The organism is Paenibacillus sp. 01T422, from assembly GCF_056398785.1.
Genome location: NZ_JBFTQB010000198.1, coordinates 1 through 9,796, shown reverse-complemented (window position 1 = coordinate 9,796; position 9,796 = coordinate 1). Strand labels below are relative to the sequence as shown.

Here is a 9,796-nt window from a genome sequence, read left to right as displayed (position 1 = left end):
GGAGAAGAGAACCACACGGCATAGGCCGAGGGTATGGCTTGCTGTAGTTCTCCGCCGTCAAATCACAGTATTCGCGATACCAATCGTTCTCTCGGAACGTCTCCAGATCTTGCGGAATCTGCTTCAATTGCTCAAATACGTCTTGAAAAGTGCCGATCTTATCTTGATTATTCTCAGCAATTCTAATGTCCCACACATTGTTATGTCCAAAATGGATGACAACCGCATCTGGACGTGTTGTGACCACGGCGCCAAGGCCGCCGTTCCCCATCAATGCGCCCTCAAAAAAGTCCGGCGCTGGTTTCTCATAGCTAATGGGGTGTCGCTTCGCTTGCTCATTTCTATTCATGGTTACCCTCTCCCTTACCTATCATTTGGCAGCGTAAAATCCTGTACGACCCCCTGGGCCGTACAGGACCATCGCCTTATTTTTTGAATGATTTATCGTAGGATTGCTGCATGATTTCCGTATACCGTTTGAGGTTTAATTTATTCAAACCGGCGACATAGGCATCCCAATCCTTGTTCAAATCTTTGGAGCCTGTGACGAACTGCAGCGAATTCTGATCAATGTAGTTTTTAATATTCGTCTTCAGCATAGCGGCTTCGTCTGCAGTTGAAGGATCGATCCAGATCGCCCAGTGCGGGAATACATCTTTTGGCTGCTTGCCATCATAGAGATGCGTAGCTTCCTGCAATCTGCGCTCATAACCCGTTGTGTCATAAATATCAGTAGCCGCAATCCAGCTGTCCCGGAATTCCTTCGGTTGGAAATATTGCGCCATCGGGCCCCAAGCCGAGTTGTGCGGAGTTTCCCCAGTCGGCGTTGGAATCGTCGCCAGAAGAGGAGTCGCTGACTTCTCTACAGGTGAATCGCCGTCCTTCGGTTTCCGCCAGTCTTTCCCTTCTTCGCCGAAGTGACCGCGGATTTGGCCTTCCTGCGTAAACATGTAATCGACTAATTTAATAGCGGCGATTTGAGCTTCCTTGCTTGCTTTATTCGTAAGAACGAAGGTAGCACCTGGATCGCTCGGATAATTATAAGTCGCTAACGCCCCATTCGGCCCTTCCAGCGGTGGAACCGCATCGTACGTTTTGGAATTATCCGATCCACCTGTGACGAAAATGTAAGGGTGCATAGCGGCGCCGGCACCCAGAATTTGCGCATCTGCATTGTCACCAATTTTCTTGTAGGCTGTAGCATTTTGCGTAAATGCTCCTTTATCAATTAAGCCGCCGTCATACATGGATTTCACGAATTGCAAGCCTTGCTTCCACTCTTCCTTGTTAGCTGCTACGTCCACTTTGCCATCGTTTAGCAGGAGATAGGTGCGATCGTCGTCATAAATAAAGCCATTCATAAAGTAAGGGATGATGTGAACGCCGTAGTCTTCAATAGATCCACTTAGCGGCACTTCGTCCGCTTTGCCGTTGCCATTCGGGTCCTTGGTTTTGAACGCTTCAAGCACTTTCTTGTAATCATCCAACGTTTTCGGCATGGTTAGATTCAGCTTTTTCAGCCAGGACGAATTGATCCACATTTTATTCGGATACGAACAGTGATAACATTCGACCAATTGCGTTAATCCATATATTTTGCCATCCGGCGCAGTGTTCATCGCCTTAAAGTAAGGGTATTTATCCAAAGCCTTTTGTACATTGGGCGCATATTGTTTAATGAGATCATCAAGCGGAAGAATCACGCCCTGTTGGGAATACCGAAGAATATCGGTCTGTGAAAATTTATCAACCCACGGAATCAGCATGTACAGATCCGGATAATCACCGCTGGCCAGTGAAATTTGTCTTTTCTCAGCCGCACCATCGAAAGGAACCGTCTGCCATGAAAATTTAATATTGAATTTCTGCTCCGCTAATTTGGAAAAACTGTTTGTCGCCAGATCGATATTCGCGTCTTGTTGGGCAAAAATTTTGATAGGAACTGGAGCGCTCGCGCCCTCCGATGGTTTCGCCACGCCCGTTGCGCCCGGCGTACTCGTATCAGAAGCAGTTGGGGATGTACAAGCTGTGAGAACTAAGCTGATCGTTAGCAGCATTATCCATAATGTTGAGACTGTTTTTTTCAAATGCGCCCTCTCCCTTTCGTTGTCAAATGGTAACCCCTGCATGAACTTTTATCCAAGTTTTCAAACTTTGTTCCGCGTAATCCCGAGTTGCACCACCACCTCTCTTAGGTGTCTCTTATCCTTTCACAGAGCCAATCAGCATCCCTTTGACGAAATACCGCTGCACAAAAGGATAAATGAGCAATACAGGTAAGCTTGCTATAACAATGAGCGAGTATTTGGTCAAATCAGCAAACTGCTGTCTTCTCAGCTGCTCAGCTGCATCAATGTTCCCTGACGCCGCCGAATTGAGAATCAGAATGCTGCGAAGAATCAATTGCAACGGGTATAAACTTTGTGTTTTCAAATAGATCAAAGCATCAAAGTACGCATTCCACTGCCCGATGGCATACATCAAAATCAGCACAGCGATGATTGGTTTGGACAAGGGAAGCACAACGCTCCACAGAAAACGAAAATCGCTGCAACCATCCATTTCGCTCGCTTCCGCCAGTTCATCCGGAATAGAAGACTGGAAAAACGTCCTGGCAATAATGATTTGCCATACCCAGATGGCTTGCGGGATAAGCAGCGCCCACCTCGTATCGAGCAGACCAAGTTGTTTGACAACCAAATACGTAGGAATTAGACCGCCAGAGAAAAGCATCGTAAAAGTTATGAACATCATAAGTGCGCTGCGTCCAAAAAAGGTTCGTCGAGATAGCGGATAAGCCAAAATAATCGTTAAGGTAACACTAATTAATGTGCCGAAGAAGGCATAAAATAACGAGTTTCCATAACCCTGAAGCACCTGAGGATTGCTTAAAACAACCTTGTATCCCACGAATGTCAGATCCACTGGCCATAACCACACACGTCCTGATGAAACGGCGAGCGGACTGCTTAAGGATGAGCTGACAATGAATACTAGCGGATACAGAACGACGATCAGTGTGATCCCCAGAAAAATATACACGCCCGTAAGGAACAGTCGGTCCCCAGTCGATTCACGAATGCGACGCCCCATCTTGATCATTTGGCGGGTCCTCCCCTTTCTTTTACCAAAGACTTGTACTAGAGATTCTTTTGGCTATCGCATTAACCAGCAAGAGCAGAATCAAGTTAACAACCGAATTGAACAAACCAACCGCCGTTGCGAAGCTGAAGTTCGCATTCAACAACCCGATTTTGTAGACATAAGTAGCGATAATTTCAGCAGTTTCGAGATTAAGCGGATTTTGCAGCAAATAAATTTTTTCAAACCCGACAGACATGATGTTCCCTACGCTTAATATCAAAATGATGACGGCTGTGGGCATAATGCCAGGTATATCAATATGAATTATTTTCTGAAACCGAGAAGCTCCATCGACTTTAGCCGCTTCGTACAGCGACGGGTCAACCCCGGCCAGTGCGGCCAAATAAATAACCGCGGAATACCCTGCACCTTGCCACACGTCAGACCATACGTAGACACTACGGAACATGTTCGGGATGCCAAGAAAGTTGATCGATTCTAAGCCGAAGCTTTGTAAAATAATATTGATCACACCTAATCTCGGGGAGAGAAGCAGCATAATCATGGAGACCATTACAACGGTTGAAATGAAGTAAGGCGCGTAAGTGACGAGTTGCACAGCTCTTTTGAAAATACCGTTCCGGATTTCATTCAGCGCCAAAGCGAGCAGAATCGGAACRGGAAAGCCAATAGCGATCTGATATAAACTAAGGAACAGCGTGTTCTTAATCAACACCCAGAATTGCGGATTATTGAAGAAGAGATGGAAATGCTTGAGCCCAGCCCAAGGACTGTGCCAAATCCCTTTGACAACGCTATAATCTTTGAAGGCGATGACCGCATTCACCATCGGAATGTACTTAAAAATAAGGAAGTAAAGAACAGCCGGTATAATAAGTAAGTAGAACTGCCAGTGCTTCCGAAAGCTCTTCCTCGCCTCCATCCACAGCCTGGACTTCTTCTTGGTCACACTTCGAGCGCGCGTTTCTCTGACGGATACGGTATCCAGATCAATCCCTCCTGTTTGGTAGCGCTTACTATCTATACAAGACCACATTTCCCCCTCCAGCGTAAAGGTACACCTCAAAATAGTGCGTACACCCACACAAATTAGGCAAGGTACACTTGCATTTGACAGGTACATTTCTCAGTAGAAATACCAAACGGCGGATCCAGATGGAACCCGCCGTTTGATTTATGAGCTTTTATACGCTGCGCAGCTTGTACGTTTGACCCGTCTCTGTATCGAAACGGATGACACCGTCCATCACACGTTCAAAAGGTACTTGCTTGCCTTGCGATTCGACGGACAGCAAAGTTGCCTTGGTGCGAATGCGGCAGCTGCCACCGAATTGGACTTCGAGCTCTACCTCTTGCAGAGCGCCTCCCTCCCATGAGAGGCTAACACCGATCGCTCCTCTTGCTCGGAGGCCTTTCACATAGCCAGTAGGCCATGCATCTGGCAAAGCGGGCAGCAAGGAAATTTCGCCGGCATGCGATTGGACGAGCATTTCCGCTACACCAGCGGTGAATCCGAAGTTGCCGTCAATTTGGAAAGGCGGATGCGCATCGAACAAGTTGGCATAGACGCCACCGCGATGATAGTTCGTCCCGTCTTCCTCCACCAGCTGAAGCAGATTGGAGATCAGCTGCAGCGTTCGGTTTCCGTCCTGGAAACGTGCCCATAGGCAAATTTTCCATGCCAAGCTCCATCCCGTTCCGCCGTCACCGCGCCGCTCCAGTGAATTCCGCGCCGCCTGATACAGCTCCGGCGTTTCCTGCTCCGTCAGCTGACGTCCAGGGTAGACCCCGAACAAGTGCGATACATGGCGATGATGGACATCCTCATCCTCCCAATCCACGGACCATTCCTGAAGCTGACCGTGTTTGCCGATTTGCATCGGCTTCAGCTTCTCTAATGCTGCTGCTATCTCGTCCCTAAAGGACTCGTCACCTGCTGGCTCCAGCACATCGATAGCCTCGATGCTATTCATAAACAGATCCCAAATTAACGACATATCCATCGTCGTTGCCTGACTCACACCAGCCTTCTGCCCGTCTGCTGTCACATACTTGTGCTCCGGCGACGTGGACGGCGACGTGATGAGATGACCTCTTTCGTCCGTATGAAGCCAATCCAGACAGAAAAGCGCCGCTTCTCTCATGATCGGATAAGCGTGCTGGCGCAAATACTGCTCATCCTTGGTGAACGCATAATGCTCCCACAGATGCTGGCACAGCCAAGCAGCCGATATCGGCCACAGCGCCCATACCGGATCACCTTGCCCATAATCCCCAACTGGCGCAGACTGGCACCAGATGTCTCCGTTATGATGCGCCACCCAGCCACGGCTGCCATAATTAACTTCAGCCGTTTTCCGTCCATTGTTGGACAAATTCTGTATGTACCCGAGGAGTGGCTCGTGGCATTCGGATAAATGGCATGTTTCCGCAAGCCAGTAGTTCATCTCGGTATTAATGTTCAACGTCAAATTACTGCTCCATGGCGGTCTTAATTCTTTGTTCCATATCCCTTGGAGATTGGCTGGCTGCGACCCGGTGCGTGAGCTTGCAATCAGCAAATACCTGCCATAATGGAACAGCAGCTCTACTAGCCCAGCATCCTTCGCCCCGTACTGCTCGATTCGCTGGTCCGTCGGCATCCCCTCAGATGCCTCGGAACCGCCAAGGTTCAGCTCCACACGATTGAATAACGCCGTGTAATCATCGATATGAGCTTGCCGCAATTGCTCGTAGGATTTGCCAAGCGCTCGCTCGAGCCGCACCTCATTAGCGGCAGCCATTTCGCCGGTTTCCCTAGCAGGAGGTTTATCGTATCCTTGAAAGCTGGTTTCCGCGCTGAATATCAGCGTTACAGCACTGGCTTTTCTAATATGTAAGCCATCATGATTAATGGTAGCAGTGCCGTCTTCTAGACGAACGCCAAGTCGCCCCTCAAAGCGCATGGCTTCCGTTGTCTCAGGATCTCCGTACAGGACAGGCTGATCCCGGTTGTAATAATTCGGATCGACATGCTCCGGGCAGATGCCTTGCAGGAAGAGATGCTCATCTGTAGAGAATGTTCGATAGGGATGCGGGCTATCCAGACGCGCTGTGAAGTTCAAAGCGCCTGGAGCACTCGCTTCAATACGAACCACGATGACCTGATCCGGAAATGAAGCAAACATCTCGCGCCTATACTGGGTATCTCCAATGCGATACGCCACCCCAGTGATAGCATTCGTCAAGTCCAGACTGCGCTCATACCCGCGAACCACTCCACCGTGGAGAAACTTCAAATGAAGATCGCCAAGCGGCATATAGGATTGATTATAAGGCCCCATCATTCCTTTGCTCTTCTTGTCCGCTTCCTCATAACGGCCCTCGGCAAGAAGCCCACGAACTTCTGCCAGAACGTTCTTGGCATTCGGGTTGTTTCCATCAACAGGCCCACGGCCTGACCAAAGCGTATCTTCATTCAGCTGCAAATGCTCGGCTTCCGGATCGCCAAAAACCATGGCCCCGAGACGGCCATTCCCGATAGGAAGCGCTTCCGTCCACGCCTTTGCGTAGCTTCGATAACGTAGTTTCAAAGTTAACAGCTCCTTCTATGAATGGAATCATGAACACCCCCAATTAATCACAAAACGATCCTCCTGTATAGGTACACTTCTATCACAAGGGTACGCTCATACAGAAACAGCCTTAATTGACCGTTTTACGGTAAAAACTAGGGGAAACGCCCGATACACGTTTGAAAGCTCTTCGGAACGCATGCGCGCTATTATATCCGACATATTGCGAAATTTCATCAATCGTATGTTGGCTGTTGAACAGCAGATCGGTTGCCTTTTTAATCCGTATCTTCTCCAGATAGTCCGATAAATTCTCACCAGTGTGATCCTTAAATAACTGCGATATATACTTCTCTGGCAGCTCGACGTCAACCGATATCTTATAGAGATTTAAGTCAGAATCTGAGTAATGCTCATCGAGGAAATCCACGATTTTGTTAATCATTTCTCCCGTACTATCTTCTTTTTTCTTCAGCACTCTACTGCAAAATGCTTCTAACAGCTCAAGAAGGTCATTGCGGAAGCGATCCAGGCTAGCCGAGAGCTGCAGATGCTCAATTCGCGCTTTCAGCCCTTGCGACACAGCTTGATCCGTGAACGGACTATGCTGCAGCAGCTTAAAGAAAGTTCCTTTCAATTCGCCAAACAATTGCTGAACCATCTCCGCTGATAGCTGCCGTTCTGTGAAGTTGTGTGCCAGCAGCTGTTCAAAAATCCGGTGAACCTCTTGCAACTCGCCGATCTTAACCGCATTCAACATGCGCAGCTCCATATCAATCGGGTAATAATAGGTCGTAGATTCCTTAATCACATCCCGATACCAGATCGTTTCCGCTTCTTCCATAAAAACCGAATAATCAAGCGCGCCTCTCGCTTCCTCAAAGGAACGGCTGCTATCGGAAAGTGACTGGAAGCTGCCGCCAATGGCAACCGTCATTTGAATCCGATACTCCTCTTTCACATATTCTCTAAGTTGTTCAAACAATCCAGACAAATTAACCGTCATGTCCTCCCCATCCAATTGAACGACTTCTTCCTTAAGCGTCATGAGAATCCCGATTTTATCCGAGTCGATATCCGTTACATTGAGTTGAAAAATACTGCTCAAATCAACCAAGCATTTTTTGATCAAAAGCCTTGCTGCATTCAGCTCGTGAATAATTTCTTTGCTGACCAAGCCGCTATAGCCGTTAATCCGAATGATTGCTACATGACCCGTTTCTCTTTTCAAATTCATGTTCGGCAGTGAGTGCATTAATCCACTATACCCAGCAATAACGTTGAAATCGTGATCGTCCAAGTTACTTTTGCAATGAATACCGACTGCTTCAAAACGATATTTTTGGGTAGGCCGACAACATACACCCAGCCGTTATAGGTTGATTTCGATGAAATTAACAGCGTCTCGCCCTCGACAAGGTTACCAGGTTGTTGACTAATCAGTTGCGGGATTTTCATCGCTTGAATTTGAGCATCATCAATGCCAACTCTGGCAATCGGATGTCCGTCCTTATCACTGATATAAGCCCAGCCTCCGTACTGCTTCGGGATGCGCTCCAGCATTTTGGCTATTTCATTTTCATCAATCAAAATAACAGCTGTACCGAGCGAATGCTGAAAGCTATCGAACGGAATCGACTGCAAATAGGTGATGACGTTGCTTTTCTTCCCATTACCGATAAAAGGCTTTGACGGCAGCGTTTCCCTGCGATGAATATTGCCGAGTAGTCCCTGCTTCCACTGGATCGGATCTACCTCCTCGTAATGATACAGGTCGAAGTAATCATCTGGGCGCACATACACACCGGACGGTGTAAAAATAGCATGATAATTGTTCAGATAAATGTAGAAATCCTCCAGAAAAGTGTTCGTCAAGCTGTACGCTGCCGTATTGCGCCATGATTTCCAGAGTGCATATACGTCGTAGTGATCGACATCCACTTGCTGATTCAGCACATAGTTCAGTTCCTGGTCCAATGACAGTTGTCTCGTGATGTTCTCGACCTCTTCCATTCTGCGATCCAGAACGTCTTTACTTTGATTCAGCATCATCGCGCTTGCCTCGAGCGAGCTAGACTTGATGATATCCGAGGAAACGTAATAGGAGATGAAGCCCGTCACCATGGGAATAAACAGGATGAGTACATAGGAAATAAGAAAACTTCTGAAAATGGGGGAATGCTCCAGCTTCAGATTGTAAGTTAGCTTCATCACACTTGTTCACCTCATCTATTTATAGGAACCTAGCTACGTAAGCGTTTTCATTATACCACCTATCATAAAATAAAAGCTGGATTTTGTCTGTCGAAATAAGGCGATCCTCTAAAATCCAAGACAGGCTGATTCAGACGCCAAAAAGAGCCTCCAGAGACTTTTATCTGACGAAAATGGTTCTTTTCGACTGAGATGGGAGTCCTTGAGGCTCTTATTATCCCGATTCGGCTCGAATAGCCTAACCAAGCAACGCCGATCGACAGCCGTAAGCCAAGCAAAATATTAGGCAGCGCTGCCGGTAATACCAATTTCGTGATTTGCTTGAACTTACTGAATTCCAGCACTCGAGCAACATCAAACAATTTAGAATCCACGTTCCTGATTCCTAGAAAGGTCTGCACATACAGCGGGAAAAACGCCCCTTTCGCAATCAGCAGCACCTTGGAGAACTCGCCGAAGCCAAACCACAGAATAAAGAGCGGTGTGATCGCCAAATGCGGTATGGTCCTCAGCATCTGAACGGAAGGATCAAGCGTCTGCTCGAACTTGCGGAACAAACCGACGAGCAGSCCAAATGCCAACCCTAAACTGCCGCCAATCAGAAATCCGACAGCCGCACGCCAAATGCTAATTCGCACATGCCTGAAGAGCTCACCACTAATGAGCAAGTCATAAAAAGCCTGCCCTATCGCATACGGCGTGRGCAGCAGCGTTTTGGATACGATGCCTAATGACCCGAAAACCTGCCACAAAATTAAGACGGTCAGCGGCAAAATGCTCCCCCGCACAATAAGCTCCCATTTGGCTTCCTTTCTTTGCGGCTTTGAAAGGATAGGCTGTTCGGACGAAACGGGAGGTTCCACTGTCTTCGACCGGGAAATGGGCTGATTTTTTCCAACAATAACTTCTGCTTGACTCATCGC

8 protein-coding genes are annotated in these 9,796 nt (G+C 47.8%); all 8 read right to left on the bottom strand.

Translation table 11 applies throughout. The features are described from left to right. The coding region (locus AC1DUA_RS13385) for a glycoside hydrolase family 95 protein (protein ID WP_477500229.1) at nucleotides 1-349 on the bottom strand (349 nt) is incomplete at its 3' end. 76 nt (nucleotides 350-425) lie between these two features. Next, on the bottom strand, nucleotides 426-2,087 hold the full coding sequence (locus AC1DUA_RS13380; RefSeq protein ID WP_477500228.1) for a type 2 periplasmic-binding domain-containing protein: 1,662 nt from the start codon (nucleotides 2,085-2,087) through the stop codon (nucleotides 426-428). 115 nt (nucleotides 2,088-2,202) lie between these two features. Next, nucleotides 2,203-3,102 carry a carbohydrate ABC transporter permease gene (locus AC1DUA_RS13375; protein WP_477500227.1) on the bottom strand — a complete coding sequence of 300 codons (900 nt, stop codon included), beginning with the start codon at nucleotides 3,100-3,102 and terminating at the stop codon, nucleotides 2,203-2,205. 22 nt (nucleotides 3,103-3,124) lie between these two features. Beyond that, entirely contained in the window at nucleotides 3,125-3,979 is an 855-nt protein-coding gene (locus tag AC1DUA_RS13370; RefSeq protein WP_477500231.1) for an ABC transporter permease, read from the bottom strand. A gap of 310 nt (nucleotides 3,980-4,289) precedes the next feature. After that, nucleotides 4,290-6,677 carry a glycoside hydrolase family 95 protein gene (locus AC1DUA_RS13365; RefSeq protein ID WP_477500226.1) on the bottom strand — a complete coding sequence of 796 codons (2,388 nt, stop codon included), beginning with the start codon at nucleotides 6,675-6,677 and terminating at the stop codon, nucleotides 4,290-4,292. 112 nt (nucleotides 6,678-6,789) lie between these two features. Then, a complete protein-coding gene (locus AC1DUA_RS13360) occupies nucleotides 6,790-7,959 on the bottom strand; it encodes a helix-turn-helix domain-containing protein (RefSeq protein ID WP_477500225.1) in 1,170 nt (389 codons plus the stop codon). Continuing rightward, on the bottom strand, nucleotides 7,914-8,870 hold the full coding sequence (locus AC1DUA_RS13355) for a cache domain-containing protein (RefSeq protein ID WP_477500224.1): 957 nt from the start codon (nucleotides 8,868-8,870) through the stop codon (nucleotides 7,914-7,916). The genes AC1DUA_RS13360 and AC1DUA_RS13355 overlap by 46 nt, the downstream gene beginning before the upstream one ends. 65 nt (nucleotides 8,871-8,935) lie before the next feature. Further along, nucleotides 8,936-9,793 carry an ABC transporter permease gene (locus AC1DUA_RS13350; protein ID WP_477500230.1) on the bottom strand — a complete coding sequence of 286 codons (858 nt, stop codon included), beginning with the start codon at nucleotides 9,791-9,793 and terminating at the stop codon, nucleotides 8,936-8,938. Between the last annotated feature and the right edge of the window lie 3 nt (nucleotides 9,794-9,796).